Consider the following 18,139-nt stretch of genomic DNA (forward strand, 5'->3'; position numbering starts at 1 on the left):
ACAAGGCGCAGGTGCGAAACAAAAATTCACTGGATCAAGTTGAGCAAATACTGACCATAGCCGTTCTTGGCCAAAGGTGCTGCCAACTTTTGCACAGCGGCGGCATCGATCCACTTTTGTGCAAACGCGATTTCTTCCGGGCAGGCCACCATCAGGCCCTGGCGCTTTTGCAGCGTGGCGATGAAACCCGCCGCTTCCAGCAAGCTGTCGTGCGTGCCCGTGTCCAGCCAGGCATAACCGCGGCCCATGATTTCCACATTGAGCTGCCCCATTTCCAGGTAGCGCTTGTTCACATCGGTGATTTCCAGTTCGCCACGGGGCGAAGGCTGGATGTCGGCGGCAATGTCGCACACCTGCTGGTCGTAAAAATACAGGCCCGTGACAGCGTAGTTGCTCTTGGGTGCCTTGGGTTTTTCTTCGATCGACAAAGCCCGCATGGACCCATCGAAATCGACCACGCCATAGCGCTCGGGGTCGTGCACATGGTAGGCAAACACGCTGGCCCCCTGGGTGCGGGCGTGGGCGCTGGCCAGCAGCTTGACCAGGTCGTGGCCGTAATAAATGTTGTCGCCCAGCACCAAAGCGCTCGGGTCCTGGCCCACAAAGTCCTTGCCGATGATGAAGGCCTGTGCCAAGCCATCGGGACTGGGTTGCACCGCGTACTGGATGTTCATGCCCCACTGGCTGCCATCGCCCAACAGCTCGGTGAAACGCGGCGTGTCCTGCGGCGTGCTGATCAAGAGCACATCGCGGATGCCCGCCAGCATCAAGGTGGTCAGCGGGTAATACACCATGGGCTTGTCGTACACCGGCATGAGTTGCTTGCTCACAGCCTGGGTCACGGGGTACAGACGGGTGCCGGAGCCGCCTGCGAGGATGATGCCTTTTCGATTAATCATGCTTCATTCTAGAACACCCCATACCTTCAAAACCGCAGCCCTGTGTCACCAAGGCTTGGACAGCCCGCCGCGCAAAAGGGTCCAATGGTGCTTTTGCATTGCGGAGTTGCCCTTTCATGCATGAATTTGACCAAGTCATCGCCCTGACGCCGACGCCCGATGGCGGCTGCCTGGCCCACACCAGCGCGGCCTATGCCAACATGATCGGACCGTTTGGCGGTGCCACCTGCGCCGTGCTGCTGAATGCGGTGTTGCAGCACCCTGACCGCCTGGGCGATCCCGTGGCGTTCACGCTCAACTTCACCGCGCCGGTGGCCGACGGGCCTTTTCGCATTTCGGCCCGTGCGGCGCGCACCAACCGGTCCACCCAACACTGGGTGATCGAGGCCTCGCAGGACGATGGCGTGGTGGCCTTGGCCACAGCGGTGCTGGCCCTGCGCCGCCCCACCTGGTCCGACACCGAAGCGCGTGCGCCGCAAGACATGCCCGCCCCGGACAGCCTGCCGCGCATGGGCACACAGCAGCGGCCTGCCTGGGTTCAGCGCTACGACATGCGCTTTGCCGAAGGCGAGTTTCCACAGGCCTTTGACGGACAGGAACAAATCCACTCCCAATCGCGTTTGTGGTTGCGTGACGACCCGCCCCGGCCCCTGGACTTCCCGGCGCTTTTGGCCATCAGCGACAGCTTTTTCCCGCGCATCTTCATTCGACGCCGCCGGCTCTCGCCCATTGGCACCGTGTCCATCACCACTTATTTCCATGCCGATGCACAGGCCCTGGCGGCGCAAGGCGACCGTTTTTTGATGGGCAGCGCGCGTGCGCACAAATTCCACAATGGCTTTTTTGACCAAAGCGGCGAACTCTGGAGCCATGATGGGCAACTGCTGGCCACCACGCATCAGACGGTTTACTTCAAGGACTGAGCCAACAGGCAGCCCCATTCGAATTGGGGGAAAACCGGACTTCAAGCCAGCGCTTGCACCGCCATGGGTATGATGAGGCGATGCGTAAAACCTGGATTTGGCTGATGCTCGTGCTGCTGCCCTTGCGGCTGTGGGCCGGCACGCTCATGCCACTGCCCATGCCACTGCCACTTTCACTTTCACTTTCACTGCCTGAGCATGCGCTCCTGGCCGTAGTCATTGGCAGCATCCAGGATGACCGCATCGAGCCTGCGCACGCCAGCCACTTCGCACCTGCGGTCCATCCAGACACCCATGCCCAACACCCGGGCCATGCCGCCGAACAAGGCCCACCCCATGTGGCAGAGCATGACGTTACCCATGGCCTGCAGATGGGCCACCACAGCGCGGCCGAAGCATCGGACACTTCAAAGGCTGAAGGTTGCCACGAAGGCCCGGGCTGTTCCGCCTGCGCGGTATGCCACCTCAGCGCCAGCCTGCCCGGCTCGGCCTGCTGCAGCATGGGCTATGCGGTGCACACAGTTCCCGTCCAGGGGCCATGGGTCTTGCACGACCACGCCTGGCCCCCTTTGATCAAACCACCCATTTCCTGACACCGCTGGCCCTCGTGCGTCCGCTTGCGCCCATACCGGGCCTGCGCGACGCTGTTCCATGTGTTTCAGGAGTTTTCATGTCACCCCATCCAACGGGTCCCGGCTTGGCTTTGTCCATGGCCTTGGCCACTTGCGTGACCCTCACCCAAGCCCAAACCCACAACCACAGCAGCCCTGTGGTCACGCCCAGCACAACCGCGCCCGCGTCCGAATCCTGGACCCGCGCCAACGAAAGCGTGGGGCAATTCCCGCGTGGACACATCGATCTCTTGCGCTGGGAACAAAGCAACATCCCGTCAGTCTCCCCAGACAACCCGGCGGTTCATGCCGCAGCACCACTCAGCCTGGCGCAGGCACTGCACATGGCCATGCACAACCAGCCCCGATGGCTGGGCCGCACGGGCATGAGCGCAGCAGAGCTTGCACGTCTGAACACCGAAGGCCAGGCGCGTGTTTTGCAGGTGCGCCGGGCCTGGATCGAGGCAGTGGCCGCACGGCAATCGGCACACTACAGCCAACAAATCTTGCAAGCGGCCGAAGCCGGGACCGAACTGGCCGAGCGCATGGCCCGCGTTGGCAACTGGAGCCGAGCACGCCAAATGCAGGAAGAACTGCTGCTGTGGGACGCCCGCACACGTTTGCACAACGCCGAGCTCGAGGCTGTGCAAAGTGCACTCGCCTTGTGGCAACTGACCGGTGACCCCCAGGCCGATAAAGTGACAGTACACCCCAACAATGGGGCTGGTGCACGGGCACCGCTTGCAACGCCCATGTCACCGCACCCACTGGCGCAGACAGAGCCTGAGCAACACGCCCCCAGCGACGCAGCCCAGTCAGCCCAGTCAGCCCCGAAAACGGTGCTGCCCGCTTGGCTGCAATTGCCCCCATTGCCGGACTTGCCCATGCCTGAACGGCAGGCTTTGGCACTGCTGGAGGAACGCGCTCTGGCCGCGAACGCACAGTGGACTTTGGCCCAGGCCGATGCCGCGCGCCTGCTGGCCGGACAACACGCCAACAGCCTGACCCAGGCACGCCAGGCGATGGCCCAGGCTCTGGCCTCTGCGCCACCTGGTCTGTCCAGCCACTCGACACCCCTGTTGCCTGGCCGTACCCCCTGGAGCCACAGCACCGAAACCGCCCTGCAAGCCCAAGCCGATGCCGATGCCCTGCAGCGGCGCATCCGCGCCGATGTGCGCGTGGCGCATGCGGCGTACGACAGTGCACGCACACAAGCGGCACACAGCCGCAACGAGGTGCTGCGCCTGCACACCGCGCTGCAGCAAGAAAGCCAGCTGCGCTACAACGGCATGCTGCACAGCACCTGGGACCTGCTGGCCAGCGCCCGCCAGCGCATTCAAAGCGTAGACGCAGCCCACCGGGCTCAGCGCCAGGCCTGGCTGGCCTGGGCCGACCTGCAAGCCGTCATCAGCGGCCTGCCCTACACCGGTCGCTCTGGCTCCGCCAGCGGCACAGACTCCACAGCCCCCTCTTCTGCAGGACACTGAGCATGCAACGCCGAGATTTTTTCCAGAAAACCCTGGCCGCTGCAGGCTCCATCGCTGGTGCAGCGGTGGCCACCACAGCCGTCAGCCGCAGCGCGCTGGCCGCCTTGCCCGAACCCGTTATCCAGACCCGCCCCGACACTGCGCCGCCCTGGACACCGCCGGGTGTGACCGGTGCCGGACGCCCTTACAACCCGGTCGTGACCTTGAACGGCTGGACCTTGCCCTTTCGCATGAAAAACGGCGTGAAAGAGTTCCACCTGGTGGCCGAGCCGGTGGTGCGCGAAATGGCACCGGGCTTTGTGGTCAACATGTGGGGTTACAACGGGCAAAGCCCCGGCCCGACCATCGAGGTGGTTGAGGGCGACCGGGTGCGCATTTTTGTGACCAACCAATTGCCCGAGCACACCACCGTGCATTGGCATGGCCAGCGCCTGCCCAACGGCATGGACGGCGTGGGCGGGCTGAACCAGAGGCAGATCCCGGTGGGCAAGACCTTTGTCCACGAATTTGTGGCGCGCAGGCCCGGCACTTTCATGTACCACCCGCACGCCGACGAGATGACCCAAATGGCCATGGGCATGATGGGCCTGTGGATCACCCACCCCAAGGGCAAGCACCCGCTGATCGCCGAGGTGGACCGCGATTACGCCTTCTTGCTCAATTCGTTCGACGTGACCCCGGGCGCCAAAACCCCCAACGTGAACACCATGTTGGACCAGAACATCTGGAGCTGGAACAGCCGGGTTTTTCCCGGCATCAGCCCGCTGGTGGCGCGCCTGAACGACCGGGTGCGGGTGCGCGTGGGCAACCTGACCATGACCAACCACCCAGTGCACATCCATGGCATCGAGTTCGAGGTGACCGGCACCGACGGTGGCCCCGTGCCCAAAACGGCGCGCTGGCCCGAGGTGACGACCGACGTGGCCGTGGGCCAGATGCGCCAGCTGGAATTCATCGCCGACGAGCCCGGCGACTGGGCCATGCACTGCCACAAGAGCCACCACACCATGGGTGCCATGGGCCACGGCGTGCCCACCATGATCGGTGTCGACCACCGCGGTCTGGTGCAGAAAATCCAGAAACTCATCCCGGACTACATGGTCATGGGTGAGCGCGGCATGGCCGACATGGGCGAGATGGAAATGGAGTTGCCCGAGAACACCTTCCCGATGATGACCGGCACCGGGCCTTATGGCCCCATCGAGATGGGTGGCATGTTCACCACGCTCAAGGTGCGGGCCGATCAAAAACCGGGCGACTACAGCGACCCGGGCCATTACAAACAACCGGCGGGCACGCAAGCCTATGAGTACACCGGTCCGGCGGTATCCGCACCACGTCCACCGGATGAGCCCTCAACGTCTGCGGCACCTGCCGCCAACGCACGCAAACCCGAAAGCCACAAACACCACTGAGCACGCGGCTGATCGTCCCCGCCGAGTCGGGGCTTGGCCCTTCATATTCACATTCAAGGACTTTGTATGAACAAACCACTGACCGCTTTGCTGTTGAGCACGGGCCTGCTGACCCTGCTGGCACTGCCCATGGCCCACGCGCATTCACCCACGGCCCACCCAGGCCACCACGGCAAAGCCCAAGAGGCTGCACCCGCCGAGCAAAAAGACTGGGGCATTGCCGGAGACCCGAAAAAGGTCACGCGCACCATTGAGATCCGCATGACCGACGACATGCGTTTCGCGCCCAAGGCGATCAACGTCAAACTGGGCGAGACCGTGCGCTTGGTCGCGGTGAACGCGGGCAAGACGCTGCACGAGATCGTGATCGGCACACCCCAAGAGCTCAAGGCGCATGCCGAGATGATGAAAAAGCACCCCGGCATGGAGCACGACGAACCCTACATGGCGCATGTGAATGCGGGACAGAAAGGCAGCATCGTCTGGACTTTCAACCGGGCGGGTAGCTTTGAATTTGCTTGCCTGATTCCGGGCCATTTTGAAGCGGGCATGATCGGCCGCATCACCGTCAAGTAACAGGAGAAATGCCATGCAAAGACGCCAATGGCTCCATGCCGCAGCCTTCGTGGGGCTCACGGCCACCGGTTTCCACCGCAGCGCGCTGGCGCAGGCCACCCAGGTCGAAGTCTGGAAAGACCCCAACTGCGGCTGCTGCCACCTGTGGGTAGAGCACCTGCAGGCCCATGGCTTCAAGGTTGCGGTGCGCGATGTGGGCAACACCGCCGCCCGCAAGCGCTTGGGCATGCCTGAAAAACTGGGCTCTTGCCACACCGCCACGGTGGGCGGCTATGTCATCGAGGGCCATGTGCCCGCCGCCGACATCCACCGCCTGCTCAAGGCGCGGCCTGTTGCTTTGGGCCTGTCGGTGCCGGGCATGCCCATTGGCAGCCCGGGCATGGACGGCCCCGAGTACAAGGGTCGTAAAGACGCCTACGACGTGCTGCTGGTGCAAAAAGACGGCAGCACGCAAAGCTTCCAGCGCTACCCGGGCCAGGCCCGAATGGCGCAGCGCGGCGGTGTGCAACGGGTGAGCGATGCTGCAGTGACCTTGCCCTGGGCCACGGCCGAAGTGCGGCGCATCGACAAGGCGGCAGGCAAGGTGGCGCTCAAGCATGGCGAGATCAAAAACCTAGACATGCCGCCCATGAGCATGGTGTTTCAGGTGAAAAATCCCGAGCAGCTCGACGCCTTGCAGGTTGGCCAGAAGGTGCGCTTTCAGGCGGTGCAGGAAAACGGCGCTTATTGGGTGGTGAGGATCGAAGCGGTGGCCATGTGAGCGCAGGTATCGGGTGTCTTTTGTTGGCGGTCGAGAACCCATAGCTTGTCATCTGTTGGCTAGACCCTGGCCAAACACCCTGCGACAATCCAGAGCATGAACTCATCTTCCTTCGCCCCCCTGCAAAACGACACCTTCCTGCGCGCATGCCTGCGCCAGGCCACCGACCACACCCCCGTCTGGCTCATGCGACAGGCCGGGCGCTACCTGCCCGAATACTGCGCCACCCGCGCCAAGGCCGGCAGCTTCATGGGCCTGGCCACCAATGTGGATTACGCCACCGAAGTGACGCTGCAGCCCCTCGATCGTTACCCGCTCGACGCCTCGATTTTGTTCAGCGACATCCTCACCGTGCCCGACGCCATGGGCCTGGGCCTGTCTTTTGCCCAGGGCGAAGGCCCGCGCTTTGCCAAGAATGTGCGCGACGAAGCGGCTGTGGCAGAACTCGCCGTGCCCGACATGAACAAGCTGCGCTACGTGTTCGATGCGGTGACGTCGATTCGCAAAGCACTCAACGGCCGTGTGCCGCTGATCGGCTTTTCCGGCAGCCCCTGGACGCTGGCTTGCTACATGGTCGAGGGCGCAGGCTCGGACGACTACCGCCACGTCAAGACCTTGATGTACAGCCGCCCCGATTTGATGCACCGCATTCTGGAAATCAATGCCGATGCCGTGGCCCTGTACCTGAACACCCAGATCGAAGCCGGTGCGCAAGCGGCCATGGTCTTTGACAGCTGGGGCGGCGTGCTGGCCGATGGCGCCTTTCAACAATTCAGCCTGGCCTACACGGCCCGCGTCCTCTCGCAATTGAAAACCGAGCACAACGGTCAGCGCATCCCCAGCATCGTGTTCACCAAAGGCGGCGGCTTGTGGTTGCCCGAGATGGCGGGCCTGAACTGCGACGTGCTGGGCCTGGACTGGACCATGAACCTGGGCCGCGCCCGTGCCTTGGTGGGCGGGCAAGTGGGCGGCCCCGGCAAGGCGTTGCAAGGCAACATCGACCCCAACATTTTGTTTGCACCGCCCGAGCAGATCGCCACCGAGGTGCACCGCGTGCTCGACAGCTTTGGTACGCCGCACACCGACACCACGCAAACCGGCCCTACGCACATCTTCAACCTGGGTCACGGCATCAGCCAATACACCCCGCCAGAGCATGTGACGGCGTTGGTCGAGGCGGTGCACAGCCATTCGCGGAAGTTGCGACAAAGTTGAGCAGTCCTCTTCGTCTGAGTCGGCGTCGGAGTCGGAGTCGCAGGCTCCGACCTGCTGGAGATCAGCTTTCAGCCCTGTGCCCGTTTGGATGCAGGGCACACTTTCAGGCCCAACGGCTCAGCGTCCGGTGATGTTCAGCACCACGCCCTGCACGCCAGTCTTCACGCCCGACAGCTCCACCTGAAAATCATCGTCCTGCTTTTGAGCGGATGCGGTTTTTGAAATCCGCGCCACCAGCCGCACCTGCGGCAAATCCGACAAAACCGGTGGCGCACCCATGCCCATGTTGTCGCTCAGGGCAAACTGCACCGGCCAACGGGTGGGCTGGGTGCGCCAGATGGCCACGGGGCGGCGCGCGCCGTCTTCGGCCAGGGCATACACCAGCAAACTCGCACCCGCCACGATCTGGCGTTGCACTTCGGGGGACACGCGCACCTCGCCCTGAATGAGGGGCTGGCCGGCAGCCGCCGGGCGCGCAGCCGGTGTGGCCTGCGCCATCTCGCTCGCTTGTGCCACCGCTTGCGCCAGGCCCTGTGCGGCGTCGCTGTCGGGAGGCACCTGGCCCAAGGCTTTTTGCCAATAAGCCAAGGCCGCATCGGGGCGTTTTTCGGACAAGGCGGCACTGCCCGCCAACACCAGCGCATTCAGGTGCAGCGGCTGCGCTTTCAACACGCTGTCTATCCACTGCCAGGGCTCGCCTGCATAGACGCCGCCTGCGCTTTGCGCTTTCATTTGCGCACGCTCAATCCACAGGTCATGCTCAGGCGACAAGGCCAGCACCCTCGCCAACGCTTGTTCGGCCAGCGCCGGTGCATGGCGGGCGGCGTGCAAACGGGCCAGGGTCAACCAGGCTTGGGCATCGTCCGGATGGGACGCCACATTCTGCGTCCACTGCGCGGTCTGCTCGGCCAGCTGCTCGGGTGTGTCGGCGGTGATCTGCACACGCTGGCTCAAAGGCACTGGCCACCAGGTGTGGGAAGCGCCCAATTGCAGGTAAGTCAAGCCACTGAGCAGCGCCAAACTCAGCACGATCCAGGCCACGCGAACAGGTGCATGCGCAACCCTTGCCAAAGACGCCACACCACCGCTGCCCTGCCCCATGGCGGTGTCGCTGAGCACTTGGCGCATGACATCGTCGCGTGCTGCCGCGTGCTGCACCGGGCTCAACTGGCCATCGGCCAGGGCCTGGTCCAGATCGGCCAGATGCTGGCGCAAGATGCGATGGTGGGTCTGGGCTTGCCGATCTGCCTGCGCCTCGGGTGCAAGCTGTTTTTTCAGGGCGCGTTGCAACACCCCGCCAGCCAGTGCACTCAGCAACACCAGCACCAGCAACAAGACCCACCCGGGCGGCATGGACGACATCAAGGCTCCAGAAGTTGGCGAACGCCTTCGCGCTCGCGGTCGGTCAAGGGCGGCGGCGTTGCAGGCTGGCGGCGCATCAGGCGCAGCGCCACCGCCAGCGCCAGCAGCAGCAAGGCAAACGGCCCGAACCACAGCAGCCAGGTGACAGGCTTGAGCTCGGGTCGGTACAGCACAAAGTCACCGTAACGGCTGACCAGAAAAGCGCGAATCTCGGCATCGCTTTGGCCTTTGTCGATCAGGCTGCGCACTTCACGCCGCAGATCGACCGCCAACTCGGCGTTGGAAGACGCCAGCGATTCGTTCTGGCAGACCAGGCAACGCAGCTCGGACGCGATGTGGTTCCAGCGCGCCTGGGCCTGCGCAGGCAACGGCGCCTCGGCCTGCTGCGGGGCACTGGGCTGCACCGCAGGCAAGCCCGCTTGTGCCCACGCGCCCACCCCCACCCCCAGCAGCCCCAACCCCAAACCGATAGCGCCGACCAAGCCAGCCGTACGGCACATCGTCCGCACACAGGCCAAGGCCCGCACAAGAGATGACTGAGCCCGCTTCATGGCTGCAAACTCCGCAGCAAGGGCAGCAGTTGTTGCTGCAAGACCTCGGGCGTCAAAGCCCCGGCGTGCTTGAACCGCACCACGCCCTCACGGTCCACCAGATAGGTTTCGGGCAAACCATACACGCCCCAATCCATGCCCACACGGCCATCCAGATCGAGCAGATTCACATGAAAAGCCTGGCCATGCTTTTGCAACCAGGCCTGGCTGCGGGCTGTGGCTTGCTGCACCGCCTCGGGCCCCAAGGGGCTTTTCCCCGCCAGCTCCGAGGCCTGCAGCTCTTTGTAATTGAGACCCACCATCTGCACCCCCGGCTGTTGCGACAAGGCCAGCAGCAGCGGATGCTCTTCACGGCAACCCGCGCACCAGGTGGCCCACAGATTGACCAGACTCACCCGACCTTTGAACTGCGCTGAACTGAACACCTGAGGTGAACCCAGCACGGGCAACGCAAACACCGGTGCGGGCTGACCGATCAACGGTGAAGGAATTTCCTTGGGGTTGCGGTTCAGACCCACCGCCAAAAACGCCACCAAGCCCATGAAAACAAGCAAGGGCATGAGCACCCAAGGGCGCATGCGCTTGGGTGTGACCGCCCTGCCCGTGTTGTGCGCGCTCATGGTGCAGCCCCCGACGCGACCGGGGACACGGCGACTGGCTGGCCCCCAATCGGCCTGTGCCCAGCGCTTGTCGGCATGGGCATGCCCGAAAGCCTGGGCACGGCGGCTTTCTGACGGTAACGCCGGTCGAACGCCGCCAGGCCCCCGCCCAGCACCATGAACACCGCACCCAGCCAGATCCAGGACACGAAAGGCTTGTGGTAAATCCGAAAACTCCACTGCGGCGGCTCGCCTGCCAGAGGTTCGCCCAAAGACACGTACAGATCGCGCCACAAGGAGCTGTCGATCGCGGCTTCGGTCATGGGCATGGCGCTGGACACATAGCGGCGCTTTTCAGGCGTGAGCGTGCGCACGCGCTGGTCGCCTTCAAACACCGCCAATTGCCCGCGCAGCGCCAGATAGTTCGGGCCCAGTTGGTTGCCCACTTCCAGCAAGCGGTAGCGGTAGCCGGCCACGGTGACTTCGTCGCCCAGACCCATGCGCACATCGCGCTCGACCTGAAACGACTTGACGCCCGTGATGCCCAGCACCAGCACCGCCACGCCCACATGCGCCACATGCATGCCCCACCAGGCCAGCCCTGGCGAGCCCGGCAAACGCCAGCGCTGGCCGATTTGCCACGCCCCCGACAACGCGATCCAGCCGCCCAGCGTGCCCCCCATCACCGTGATCCAGCCTCCGGCCGTGGTGCCCACTGCAGTGCCTGCATCGGTCGCAGGCGCACCGCCCCAACTGGCCCAGGCACTGGCCAGCCCCAGCGCGAGTGCACCCGGCACCCACACCGAACGCACCGCCGCCCAGCGCGCCACATGCCAGGGCACCACCGTGCCCGGCACCATGGCCAGCAGCAGCGGCACCATCAGCGGCACGAACACGCGGTCAAAATAAGGCGGGCCTACCGACAGCTTGCCCAGGTTGAGCGCGTCGATGATCAATGGGTACAAAGTGCCCAACAGCACCGCCGCCATGGCCACCACCAACAGCACGCTGTTGAGCAGCAAAAATGACTCACGCGAACCCACCACCGGCTGCGAGGCATGGGCCCACTGCGGCGCGCGCCAGGCAAACAGCGCCAGCGACACCCCCACCACCACGGCCAAAAACAACAAGATGAAAATGCCCCGGCCCGGGTCGGTGGCAAACGCATGCACCGAAGTCAACACGCCAGAACGCACAAGGAAGGTGCCCAGCAAGCTGAGCGAAAACGCACCAATGGCCAAGAGCACCGTCCAGGCCTTGAACTGGCCGCGCTTGTCGGTGACCATGAGCGAATGGATCAGCGCCGTGGCCACCAGCCAGGGCATGAGCGAGGCGTTTTCCACCGGGTCCCAAAACCACCAGCCGCCCCAACCCAGTTCGTAATAAGCCCACCATGAACCCAAAGCGATGCCCAGCGTCAAAAAGCCCCAGGCCGCCACCGTCCAGGGCCGCGCCCAACGCGCCCAAGCCGCATCAAGCCGTCCCGACAACAGCGCCGCCATGGCAAAGGCAAAGGCCACCGACATGCCGACATAGCCCATGTAGAGCATGGGCGGGTGGATCACCAAACCCGGGTCCTGCAACAGCGGGCTGAGGTCACGGCCTTCAAGGGGCGGCGGAAACTGCCGGGCAAACGGGTTGGACAAGGTCAAGATGAAGGCCAGAAAGCCCACCGAAACGGCGCCCATCACCCCCAGCACCTGCGCCACCAGCACCTGCGGCAAACGGCGCGAAAAGGTGCCCACCGCCACCGACCACAAGGCCAGCATGAAGACCCACAACAACAGCGAGCCTTCGTGTCCCGCCCAGATGGCCGACAAACGGTAGGGCGTGGGCAGCAAGGTGTTGGAGTGCTGCGCCACATACTTGACGCTGAAGTCGTGCACCACAAACGCGTGCCACAAAGCGCCAAAGGCCAGGGCGATCAAGCCCAGCTGCAGCAGCGCCAAGGGCCTCGCCAGCGCCTGCCAACCCGCGCGACGCACCGACAGGCTGCCCCACAGCGGCAGCACCGCCTGCAGCAAGGCCACCCAGGCCGCCATGGTCAAGGCCAGATGGCCCACTTCAGGCCACATGCACGGCTCCTGTTTCTGTGACGGTGCGCGTCATCGCGACACCGCCGCGCCCACGCGGGCTCTGGCCGCCTCGTCCAGCGCGTGCTGGGCCTCGGGCGGCATGTAGTTTTCATCGTGCTTGGCCAGCACCTCGCTGGCCACGAACAGGCGACCGCCGTCCAGACGGCCTTGCGCCACCACGCCCTTGCCTTCCTTGAACAAGTCGGGCAACAAGCCCACATAGCGCACCGGCACTTCGCGTTGCGTGTCGGTCACGACAAATTCGACCGCCAGGTCTTGCCTTTGCACACTGCCCGGTTTGACCAGGCCACCCACGCGAAAGCTGCCGTCCTTGGGCGCTTCGCCCGCCGCCACCTGGGTGGGCGTGAAGAAAAAAACCAGGTTGCTCTGAAACGCGTTCAACACAAAATAAGCCGCACCCGCCAACAGCAGCAAGCCCAAACCCATGCCCAGCAGTCGCTGGTGACGGCTTTTCATGAAGCATCTCCAGCCGATTGGACCAGGGCACCGGCCTGCAGCGCTTCGCACACCCTGTCCAGTGCCTGCTGTCGGCCCCAGCGGGTCAGCAGCACTTCCAGCGCCAACAAGGCCACGCTCACGCCCACACTGCCCCAGACGTAGACGGCGTAGCCGCCCATGGCCCAAAAGTCGGCTGCGTTGTGCCAAATCATGCGATGCCTCTCAGCGCCAGACGGGCGCGCACTTCGGGCAACTGCTGCACCCAGGCCGCATGGCTTTCGCGCAGCAAAATGCCGCTGCGCACACGCCACAACGCCACGGCCACTGCATACAGCCACAAAGCCAGCGTCATGAGCAGCATGCCGGTCAGCATCACGCTGGCCATGCGGGGCGATTGCGTCAGTGACACCGAGGCCCCTTGGTGCAAGGTGTTCCACCACTTCACCGAAAAATAAATGATGGGCACATTGACCACGCCGACCAGGGCCACCAGCGCGCCTGCGCGGTCTGCGCGGCGCGGGTCTTCGATCGCCGAGGTCAAGGCGATGTATCCCAGGTACAAAAACAGCAAGATCAGCATCGAGGTCAGCCGCGCGTCCCAGACCCAATAGGTGCCCCACATCGGCTTGCCCCACAAGGCCCCGGTCCACAGCGACAGGAAAGCCAGCAAAGCCCCGGTCGGGGCGAGCGCATGGGTCATCAGGGCCGACAGGCGCGTCTGGAAGGCCAGCGTCAGCACACTCCAGAACGCCATCGCCAGGTAAATCACCATGGCCATCCAGGACACCGGCACATGGATGTAAATGATGCGGTACGCCTGCCCCTGCTGCGCATCGGCGGGTGCCAGCATGAAGCCCACCCACAAGCCCGCCAGCGCCAGCACGCTGGCCACGGCCGCACACCACGGCCACAAGCGTCCGGCCAGGGGGTAAAAGTTTTGCGGCGCGGCGTAATGAAAGAGCTTCATGGTCAATCCTTCATTCCAGCGCCAGGCGCAAAGCGGCGGTGCAGGCCCAGGGGCTGAAAGCGGCCGCCCCCAGCAACAACGCCAACAAAACCGAAACATGCGCCTCAGCGCCCAGGCCGCGCATCTGCGCATCGACCGCGCCCGTGCCAAACACCAGCACCGGCACATACAAAGGCAACAGCAACAAAGACTGCAGCACGCCCCCTCCGCGCACGCCCAAGGTGAGCGCGGCACCGATCGCCCCCAGCAAGGACAGCACCGGTGTGCCGATCAACAGCGTCAAGGCCAGCATGCCCAAGGCCTGGCTGTCCAGCGCAAACTGCAAACCCAGCAAAGGCGACAACAGCACCAGGGGCAAGCCCGAGATCAACCAGTGCGCCACCACCTTGGCCGACACCAGCCAGGACAAAGGCGCAGCGGACAAGGCCATCTGTTCCAGGCTGCCGTCCTGATGGTCCGACTCGAACAAGCGGCCCAGGCTCAGCATGCTCGCCAGCAAGGCCGCCACCCACAACACCCCCGGTCCAATGGCCCGCAACATGGCCGGCTCGGGGCCGATGGCCAGCGGAAACAGGGCCGCCACCAGCACAAAGAAAAACACACCGCCGAGCCACTCGGACTTGCGGCGAAACGCCAGCCGCACATCGCGCCGCAACAAGCCGCGCAGGGCGTGCCAGGGGCCGAACGGCAGGGGCAAAGCGGTCTGCGCGTTCATGCCGACCGCGTCCCGCCGCCCAAGCGCAAGCGTGCTCCCGGGCCTTGCAGCTGCACATCGTGGTGGCTGGTCATGACAATGGCCCCGCCCTGGTTCACATGTTCTTGCAGCAAAGCACGCGCAGTGGCAGTGGCTTGCGCATCCAGGCCCACCAAGGGCTCGTCCAGCACCCACAGGGGCGCCGGGCTGGTGCGCAAACGCGCCAAGGCCACACCCTGGCGCTGGCCTTGCGACAACACACGCACCGGCAAATGGGCGCGGCTGGTCAGGCCTTGTGCCTGCAAAGCCTGCAGGGCCTGCGCCCGGCTGAGCGACAGGCCGCTGACTTGGGCATCCAGGCACAGGTTTTCACAAGCGGTCAAATCGGGTTTGAGGCCCAGCGCGTGGCCGATGTAATGCAGCACCGAGCGGTCCGGGCGGCAAAAGGACGCGTCTGGCGAACTGCCCACCGGGGCCTTGGGCCAATGCACCTGGCCTTGGGCCGCTGGGGCCAGTCCGCATACGATGCGCAACAGGCTGGTTTTGCCGCAACCGTTGTCGCCCTCGATGTGCAACCAACTGCCTGCAGCGACGGAAAAGCTCACGCCCTCGAACAAGGTCCTCTGGGCCTTTTGGCAGGCCAGATCCATCGCTTTCAGTACCCAAGACGCCATCGCGGGGCTTTCCGGTCGGTTGAAGACAAAGCAAAGTGTAATGCTGGATTGACACTTTGTGTATTCAATGTCCCGGTTAAAGCCCGGAAATCAGGGTAAGCCCGTGGTTTGAGGGGCTGTAAAAGTCGAATTTCAGGGGGCAGAAACCCCGCCTGTGTGGGCATTCAGTGCTGCGGCCCAGCGCAAAACGAGCCCGGCCTGACGGCGGCATGGGGCTTACCGTGGACATGGCCTCACAAGCCCAGGGGCGTCCTGCGACTTGATTGCAGGCCCCTGACTGCCCATGAAAAAACCGCCCGAAGGCGGTTTTTTCATCAGGGCAAAGCCCGGTCAGGATGCGCTGGACATCAGGCCTTTTTGGCCCAAGCCGAGCACCAACCCTTGGCAGCCACTTGTTTACCGGCAAACAGGGGGCAACCACCCGAAGCAGCACCGGCCTTGCCTTGGTACAAGGCGCAGTTGGCGCAATTGGCACCGGCAGCGAACTTGGGGTTCTTGGCCTTGTCCACTTTGCTGGCGTCGGCTTTGTAGGCCAAGCCCGCAGCTTGAGGGTCTTTTTCATCGACCATGGCCTGAGCCGAAGCCTCGCTCACGGCCATCACGGCAGTGGCAGCAGTGGCCACTTGCATCATGAACACGCGGCGATTCGGGGAAATAGAAGAAAAACGGGACATCGAGGGCCTCCTGAGAAAGAAAGGGACAGCCAGAAGATACTGGACAGTTCATTGTGCGCCAGATGAGTCACTTTGTCACTGTCCCTGCGATACCTGAGCAATTCACACAGGAAAGACGCCGCGTCGCCCATGTCAACCACGATGGACAGGTCCATGTCAGAATGCGATCTTGGCTTCACAGGCTCATGGCCAGAAACAAAGGTTTTCAATGCTGCAACTGTTGATCGGTTTGACGCTCTTTTTGGGCATCCACTCCACGCAAAGCTTGGCCCCGCAATGGCGCAAAAGCGTGATCAACCGCTGGGGTCCGATGGGTTTCAAGGGGCTGTACACCCTCATCTCCTTGGCGGGCTTGTACCTGATCGTGCAAGGCTACGGCCTGGCTCGCCTGGCACCGGTGGTGCTCTGGACGCCCCCGCGTGGCATGCAGCACGCCACCGCCCTGCTGATGTGGTTCGCCATGGTCTTGCTGGTGGCCACCTATGTGCCGCGCAACCAGATCAAAACCCGATTGCGTCACCCGATGACGCTGTCGGTCAAGGTCTGGGCACTGGGCCATTTGTTGTCGAATGGCAACCTGGCCGATGTCATGCTGTTTGGCGGCTTTCTGGTTTGGTCGGTGTGGGTGTTCCGCGCCGCCCGCCAGCGCGACCGGATGAGCCTGCACTCCGCCCCCGAAGGCACGTTGCTGGGCACCTTGCTCGCGGTGGTGCTGGGCACAGGTGTCTGGGCCGCCTTCGTGATGGGCGGCCTGCACCTTTGGCTGGTCGGCGTGATGCCGCTCACACGCGCAGGCTGAACGCAGGCGCACGGTGCAGGACAAGCCCTCTTCAGTTGCATCTGCTCTCGGGCGGGACAGCCAGGCGCTGGACGCATCCGACACCCGTCGCGCCAGCCCAACGGCCCCAAGCCGCAAGCTGTGCACCGACTGCGGCCTCTCGCGCACCCAGGATCCCAAACGCTGCGGCCAAGCCTGCCAGTTCATCCAGCCCGACTACCCGGGGCTGGAGCGCCGGGTACACGGCCGGGCGCGCCAACAAGACACGGCCGGGCACCAAGCCCAAACCGCTCAACCTGACGAGCTGTTTTTCGGGCCTTACCAACAAATCCTGAGCGCCCGCCTGGACCCGCCCACCAGCGGCGCGCAGTGGACCGGCATCACCACCCGGCTGGCCGAAGTGCTGCTCGAAAAAGGCCTGGTCGATGCCGTCATCGCCATGGCCGCCGACCCGCATGACCGCTGGCGGCCACGCCCATTGCTGGTCACCCGCGCTGAGGACATGGCGCAGTGCCGGGGCATGCGCATGGGCTACGCGCCGCTGCTGAGCCTGGTGGAGCCGGCACTCGCCCAAGGCCACAAGCGCCTGGCCGTGATCGGCATCCCCTGCCAAATTTACGCCCTGCGCGCCATCCAGCCGCAGCTTGAACGCGAGCAAGGCCTGGCGCAGCTCTACGTGATCGGCACGCCGTGTTCTGACAACACCACGACCGAAAACTTTCACCAGTTCCTGGGCCTGATCTCGGACCGGCCGCAGGACATCAGCTATGTGGAGTTTCGCGCCGACTACAAGGTGGAAGTGCGCACCGACCAGGGCAGCAAGCGCCTGATCCCGTTTTTGAACCTGCCGCTCTCGACCTTGCCACCGGACTTTTTCCCACTGACCTGCCGCACCTGCGTGGACTACACCAATGTGCTGGCAGACATCACCGTGGGTTACATGGGCGGACATGGCCAGCAATGGTTGCTGGTGCGCAACGCACGGGGGCAAGCGGTGTTGGACGGCATTCGCGGCCAATTGGTCACCAGCGACCCCATCAGCCGGGGCAAAAGAGAAGGCCCGGTGCGCGGCTTCATGGCCAACACCGAACGCGCCGCCGGCGGCCTGCCGCTGCGGCGCATGCCGGCCTGGATCAAGCCGCTGGTCAACTGGCTCATGCCCCGGGTCGGCCCACGCGGCCTGGAGTTTGCCCGCGCCCGGGTCGAGATGAAGGCCATCGAGTCCATCCTGCACCTGCGCCGCGAAGCCCCGGCGCGCATCAAGAACATGCTGCCGCAGCATGTGTGGGATTTGGCGGCCCGTTATGGCCTGAAACCCGAGGCGAAACCCGAGGCCATTGCGCCCCAAATCTCCCGGCTGTCCGATTCCGTGGACAACCCCAATCACAAACTGTAAATTTAACTTGACACTTTGCCGTGT

Annotated in this window: 20 protein-coding genes; 8 read left to right on the forward strand and 12 right to left on the reverse strand. The window is 64.1% G+C overall.

What is annotated here, in order from left to right; all coding sequences use genetic code 11:
- Positions 1 to 26: 26 nt before the first annotated feature.
- Positions 27 to 896, reverse strand: a complete 870-nt coding sequence (gene rfbA, locus B9Z47_RS16320; RefSeq protein ID WP_108332331.1) for a glucose-1-phosphate thymidylyltransferase RfbA — start codon at positions 894 to 896, stop codon at positions 27 to 29.
- A gap of 119 nt (positions 897 to 1,015) precedes the next feature.
- Between rfbA and B9Z47_RS16325 the strand changes: the two genes are divergently transcribed.
- Complete coding sequence (locus B9Z47_RS16325) at positions 1,016 to 1,822, forward strand: acyl-CoA thioesterase II (protein WP_108332283.1); 807 nt, start codon at positions 1,016 to 1,018, stop codon at positions 1,820 to 1,822.
- A gap of 185 nt (positions 1,823 to 2,007) precedes the next feature.
- Here B9Z47_RS16325 and B9Z47_RS19055 read toward each other — a convergent pair whose 3' ends face one another.
- Positions 2,008 to 2,202, reverse strand: a complete 195-nt coding sequence (locus B9Z47_RS19055) for a hypothetical protein (protein ID WP_146185819.1) — start codon at positions 2,200 to 2,202, stop codon at positions 2,008 to 2,010.
- Positions 2,203 to 2,492: 290 nt separating this feature from the next.
- Between B9Z47_RS19055 and B9Z47_RS16335 the strand changes: the two genes are divergently transcribed.
- The 5 genes from B9Z47_RS16335 (at position 2,493) to hemE (ending at position 7,886) form a co-directional block, all read left to right on the forward strand.
- Positions 2,493 to 3,920, forward strand: coding sequence for a TolC family protein (locus B9Z47_RS16335; RefSeq protein ID WP_146185820.1), 1,428 nt, complete (start codon positions 2,493 to 2,495; stop codon positions 3,918 to 3,920).
- Between the two features lie 2 nt (positions 3,921 to 3,922).
- Positions 3,923 to 5,335, forward strand: a complete 1,413-nt coding sequence (locus tag B9Z47_RS16340) for a multicopper oxidase family protein (RefSeq protein ID WP_108332286.1) — start codon at positions 3,923 to 3,925, stop codon at positions 5,333 to 5,335.
- Positions 5,336 to 5,401: 66 nt separating this feature from the next.
- Positions 5,402 to 5,911, forward strand: coding sequence for a plastocyanin/azurin family copper-binding protein (locus tag B9Z47_RS16345; RefSeq protein WP_108332287.1), 510 nt, complete (start codon positions 5,402 to 5,404; stop codon positions 5,909 to 5,911).
- 13 nt (positions 5,912 to 5,924) lie between these two features.
- On the forward strand, positions 5,925 to 6,671 hold the full coding sequence (locus tag B9Z47_RS19235) for a DUF411 domain-containing protein (protein WP_158271704.1): 747 nt from the start codon (positions 5,925 to 5,927) through the stop codon (positions 6,669 to 6,671).
- Positions 6,672 to 6,767: 96 nt separating this feature from the next.
- A complete protein-coding gene (hemE, locus tag B9Z47_RS16355) occupies positions 6,768 to 7,886 on the forward strand; it encodes a uroporphyrinogen decarboxylase (RefSeq protein WP_108332288.1) in 1,119 nt (372 codons plus the stop codon).
- 117 nt (positions 7,887 to 8,003) lie between these two features.
- Here the strand turns inward: hemE and ccmI are convergent, their stop codons facing one another.
- The 10 genes from ccmI to B9Z47_RS16405 form a co-directional block, all read right to left on the reverse strand.
- Positions 8,004 to 9,248, reverse strand: a complete 1,245-nt coding sequence (gene ccmI, locus B9Z47_RS16360; protein ID WP_108332289.1) for a c-type cytochrome biogenesis protein CcmI — start codon at positions 9,246 to 9,248, stop codon at positions 8,004 to 8,006.
- A complete protein-coding gene (locus B9Z47_RS16365; protein WP_233253844.1) occupies positions 9,248 to 9,799 on the reverse strand; it encodes a cytochrome c-type biogenesis protein in 552 nt (183 codons plus the stop codon). Before B9Z47_RS16365 ends, ccmI begins: the two co-directional genes overlap by 1 nt.
- Positions 9,796 to 10,419 (reverse strand): redoxin family protein, encoded by a 624-nt coding sequence (locus B9Z47_RS16370; RefSeq protein WP_233253845.1) that lies wholly within the window; start codon positions 10,417 to 10,419, stop codon positions 9,796 to 9,798. The genes B9Z47_RS16365 and B9Z47_RS16370 overlap by 4 nt, the downstream gene beginning before the upstream one ends.
- Complete coding sequence (locus B9Z47_RS16375) at positions 10,416 to 12,473, reverse strand: heme lyase CcmF/NrfE family subunit (protein WP_108332291.1); 2,058 nt, start codon at positions 12,471 to 12,473, stop codon at positions 10,416 to 10,418. Before B9Z47_RS16375 ends, B9Z47_RS16370 begins: the two co-directional genes overlap by 4 nt.
- Positions 12,474 to 12,503: 30 nt before the next feature.
- Complete coding sequence (gene ccmE, locus B9Z47_RS16380; protein WP_108332292.1) at positions 12,504 to 12,950, reverse strand: cytochrome c maturation protein CcmE; 447 nt, start codon at positions 12,948 to 12,950, stop codon at positions 12,504 to 12,506.
- Positions 12,947 to 13,144: a heme exporter protein CcmD gene (gene ccmD, locus B9Z47_RS16385; RefSeq protein ID WP_108332293.1), complete on the reverse strand. Its 198-nt coding sequence runs from the start codon at positions 13,142 to 13,144 to the stop codon at positions 12,947 to 12,949. Before ccmD ends, ccmE begins: the two co-directional genes overlap by 4 nt.
- Positions 13,141 to 13,899, reverse strand: a complete 759-nt coding sequence (gene ccmC, locus B9Z47_RS16390) for a heme ABC transporter permease CcmC (protein ID WP_233253846.1) — start codon at positions 13,897 to 13,899, stop codon at positions 13,141 to 13,143. The genes ccmD and ccmC overlap by 4 nt, the downstream gene beginning before the upstream one ends.
- Before the next feature lie 10 nt (positions 13,900 to 13,909).
- Positions 13,910 to 14,614 carry a heme exporter protein CcmB gene (ccmB, locus tag B9Z47_RS16395; protein ID WP_108332295.1) on the reverse strand — a complete coding sequence of 235 codons (705 nt, stop codon included), beginning with the start codon at positions 14,612 to 14,614 and terminating at the stop codon, positions 13,910 to 13,912.
- Complete coding sequence (ccmA, locus tag B9Z47_RS16400; RefSeq protein ID WP_108332296.1) at positions 14,611 to 15,267, reverse strand: cytochrome c biogenesis heme-transporting ATPase CcmA; 657 nt, start codon at positions 15,265 to 15,267, stop codon at positions 14,611 to 14,613. The genes ccmB and ccmA overlap by 4 nt, the downstream gene beginning before the upstream one ends.
- 347 nt (positions 15,268 to 15,614) lie before the next feature.
- A complete protein-coding gene (locus B9Z47_RS16405) occupies positions 15,615 to 15,941 on the reverse strand; it encodes a high-potential iron-sulfur protein (protein WP_199226452.1) in 327 nt (108 codons plus the stop codon).
- 208 nt (positions 15,942 to 16,149) lie between these two features.
- On the opposite strand from B9Z47_RS16405, the gene B9Z47_RS16410 reads away from it, so the two are divergent.
- Together B9Z47_RS16410 and B9Z47_RS16415 are read left to right on the forward strand one after the other, a co-directional pair.
- Entirely contained in the window at positions 16,150 to 16,740 is a 591-nt protein-coding gene (locus B9Z47_RS16410) for an NnrU family protein (RefSeq protein WP_108332298.1), read from the forward strand.
- 13 nt (positions 16,741 to 16,753) lie between these two features.
- The gene (locus B9Z47_RS16415; protein ID WP_233253847.1) at positions 16,754 to 18,115 is read left to right on the forward strand and encodes a Coenzyme F420 hydrogenase/dehydrogenase, beta subunit C-terminal domain; all 1,362 of its coding nucleotides are present in this window, start codon (positions 16,754 to 16,756) and stop codon (positions 18,113 to 18,115) included.
- Positions 18,116 to 18,139: the final 24 nt, after the last annotated feature.

Origin of the sequence: Limnohabitans sp. 2KL-1, assembly GCF_003063435.1 — a bacterium.
In the GTDB taxonomy this organism is placed as follows: Bacteria; Pseudomonadota; Gammaproteobacteria; order Burkholderiales; family Burkholderiaceae_C; genus Limnohabitans_A.

Excerpts from the sequence above, each read along its gene's own strand:
- B9Z47_RS19235 (WP_158271704.1), top strand. The coding sequence starts at position 5,925 with ATGCAAAGACGCCAATGGCTCCATGCCGCAGCCTTCGTGGGGCTCACG.
- ccmI (WP_108332289.1), bottom strand. The coding sequence starts at position 9,248 with ATGTCGTCCATGCCGCCCGGGTGGGTCTTGTTGCTGGTGCTGGTGTTG.
- B9Z47_RS16405 (WP_199226452.1), bottom strand. The coding sequence starts at position 15,941 with ATGTCCCGTTTTTCTTCTATTTCCCCGAATCGCCGCGTGTTCATGATG.
- ccmC (WP_233253846.1), bottom strand. The coding sequence starts at position 13,899 with ATGAAGCTCTTTCATTACGCCGCGCCGCAAAACTTTTACCCCCTGGCC.
- B9Z47_RS16375 (WP_108332291.1), bottom strand. The coding sequence starts at position 12,473 with ATGTGGCCTGAAGTGGGCCATCTGGCCTTGACCATGGCGGCCTGGGTG.
- B9Z47_RS16345 (WP_108332287.1), top strand. The coding sequence starts at position 5,402 with ATGAACAAACCACTGACCGCTTTGCTGTTGAGCACGGGCCTGCTGACC.
- hemE (WP_108332288.1), top strand. The coding sequence starts at position 6,768 with ATGAACTCATCTTCCTTCGCCCCCCTGCAAAACGACACCTTCCTGCGC.
- ccmB (WP_108332295.1), bottom strand. The coding sequence starts at position 14,614 with ATGAACGCGCAGACCGCTTTGCCCCTGCCGTTCGGCCCCTGGCACGCC.
- ccmE (WP_108332292.1), bottom strand. The coding sequence starts at position 12,950 with ATGAAAAGCCGTCACCAGCGACTGCTGGGCATGGGTTTGGGCTTGCTG.
- B9Z47_RS16340 (WP_108332286.1), top strand. The coding sequence starts at position 3,923 with ATGCAACGCCGAGATTTTTTCCAGAAAACCCTGGCCGCTGCAGGCTCC.
- ccmD (WP_108332293.1), bottom strand. The coding sequence starts at position 13,144 with ATGATTTGGCACAACGCAGCCGACTTTTGGGCCATGGGCGGCTACGCC.
- B9Z47_RS16365 (WP_233253844.1), bottom strand. The coding sequence starts at position 9,799 with ATGAAGCGGGCTCAGTCATCTCTTGTGCGGGCCTTGGCCTGTGTGCGG.
- B9Z47_RS16370 (WP_233253845.1), bottom strand. The coding sequence starts at position 10,419 with ATGAGCGCGCACAACACGGGCAGGGCGGTCACACCCAAGCGCATGCGC.
- B9Z47_RS16410 (WP_108332298.1), top strand. The coding sequence starts at position 16,150 with ATGCTGCAACTGTTGATCGGTTTGACGCTCTTTTTGGGCATCCACTCC.
- ccmA (WP_108332296.1), bottom strand. The coding sequence starts at position 15,267 with ATGGCGTCTTGGGTACTGAAAGCGATGGATCTGGCCTGCCAAAAGGCC.
- B9Z47_RS16335 (WP_146185820.1), top strand. The coding sequence starts at position 2,493 with ATGTCACCCCATCCAACGGGTCCCGGCTTGGCTTTGTCCATGGCCTTG.
- B9Z47_RS16325 (WP_108332283.1), top strand. The coding sequence starts at position 1,016 with ATGCATGAATTTGACCAAGTCATCGCCCTGACGCCGACGCCCGATGGC.